2 protein-coding genes are annotated in these 1,795 nt (G+C 57.9%); both read right to left on the reverse strand.

The annotated features are described in order from the left end of the window. Positions 1 to 79 precede the first annotated feature (79 nt). Complete coding sequence (locus tag ACP5J3_RS14115) at positions 80 to 1,543, reverse strand: phenylalanine--tRNA ligase subunit alpha (protein WP_428496262.1); 1,464 nt, start codon at positions 1,541 to 1,543, stop codon at positions 80 to 82. Between the two features lie 24 nt (positions 1,544 to 1,567). Continuing rightward, positions 1,568 to 1,795, reverse strand: a 228-nt coding sequence (locus ACP5J3_RS14120; RefSeq protein WP_428496263.1) for a hypothetical protein, incomplete at its 5' end; no start/stop codon positions are given.

Genomic DNA, 1,795 nt, shown 5'->3' on the forward strand with positions numbered 1-1,795 from the left:
TCGCATATGTGCTTCTCTTTCTTACACGTGGCTACGGTGGCTATCTTTAGGGGGAATAAGCTGGTGGAGGTGCGGCGTGTCAAAGCGTGAAGCGGACGCCTGAGGCCCCCGTGGAGGTCTTGTATCTTGTCCACCTGGCGTAGTACTCCAACAGCTTCTCTGGGTCTTTTGTAAAGAGGTCTCTAATGTCGTCTATGCCGAGTAGTATCATGGCGATTCTGTCGAGGCCCCAGCCCCACGCCAGGACTCTGCTCTTCTTGACGCCTAGGGGCTCGGTGACTTCTGGCCGGAAGACGCCGGCGCCTCCGAACTCCACCCAGCCCAGCCTCGGGTGCTCTGCGTAGACCTCCACGGAGGGGGAGGTGAAGGGGAAGTAGGCGGGTCTGAACCTCACCCTGGCCATCCCCAGGGCTTTGGCTATCTGCTCCAGCTGGCCTAGGAGGTGTTTGAAGGTGAGGCCGGGCCCCACTACGATGCCGTCTAGCTGGTGGAACTCCATGCTGTGCTTCGGGTCGAGCTTCTCCGGCCTGAAGACTCTCCCAATTGTAAACACCTTGTACTCGCCTTCGCCCCTCTCCGCCAGTGCCCTAATGGTCGTCGCAGTCGTCTGGGTCCTCAGAACTGGGTTGAGCGCCTTGGCTCTGTCCCACCTGTAGCGCCACTTCTCCTCGTGGACTCTCCCCACGGCCTCCAGGAGGTGCTCCGGCACGTGCTCCACCGGGCCTCCCCACTGTACGTAGAAGGTGTCGTGCACCTCCCTCGCCGGGTGGTCCTGCGCCTGGAACAGGGCGTCGAAGTTCCAAAACTCCACCTCCAGCACCGGGCCCCTCACCTCTTCGAACCCCAGCCCCACCATCACCTCTCTAACGTAGTCGAGAAACTCGTTGAAGAAGTGGGGCACCGGGGCTGGGTACTCGGGGGGCTCGACGCCTAGGTCAAACGGCTTGAGCACGTACGTACGCCACCTCCCGGTGGCGATGTCCTCGCTGGTGATGGCTGTCTTGACCTCTGCAGGTTTTACGTCCACAGCCACGGCCTTGACATATATCCTAGTCCTCTCCACCTTCTTCACTAGCTTCCTCTTTACGAACTCCTCTATCAGTTCTCTAGGCGCCGTGTCGAGGGAGTTTAGGGCTTTCTGCCTCTCATCAAGTATGGCGATGACCCTCTGGTACGTCTCGGCGTCTAGCTCTATGATGCCTCCCCGCGGCCTCACGCCGTATTTTGCTAAATTAGCCAGAGCTATCTGAGCCTCGGGGCCCCTCGGCACTGTAGCCACGCACCTCCCCTCTCCACACACGGCGGACTTCAGAAGCTTGTACTCCGGGAGGCCCTCTACAGCTCTCACACGTCCTTCGTCTGTCAACTCATACGCAACTTCAGTCTCCTTTTTTACATCTAGAAGTCCCTTGGCGCGGCCCTCCTCGACGTAGCGCATGAGGCTCTCCGGGGGCACCCCCAGCTCCGCCGCTATGTCGTCTATGAGGCGCCACTCCCCGGCGCGTTTTATAATTTCGTAAAGAGTAGGCGGTAAAACGAGCATGTGGTCTAAAAATCTGCGCATCAGCTACATCCTCTCAAAAGCGGTTTTTGGAATAGACAAAACTCTGTCTATTCGCGACGGGCAGTACACTGTGTTTTTGTGCTCTACACACACTTTGTGCAGTATGAGGTGGTGCAGGAAGTCTGATTGTAATATGTAGTATTTCAGCAGGGCGTCGCATATGTGCTTCTCTTTCTTACACGTGGCTACGGTGGCTATCTTTAGGGGGAATAAGCTGGTGGAGGTGCGGCG

Source organism: Pyrobaculum sp., assembly GCF_049971835.1.
GTDB lineage: Archaea > Thermoproteota > Thermoprotei > Thermoproteales > Thermoproteaceae > Pyrobaculum.

Bases quoted from the DNA above. Each gene is read 5' to 3' on its own strand.
- ACP5J3_RS14115 (WP_428496262.1), bottom strand. From the start codon at position 1,543: ATGCTCGTTTTACCGCCTACTCTTTACGAAATTATAAAACGCGCCGGG.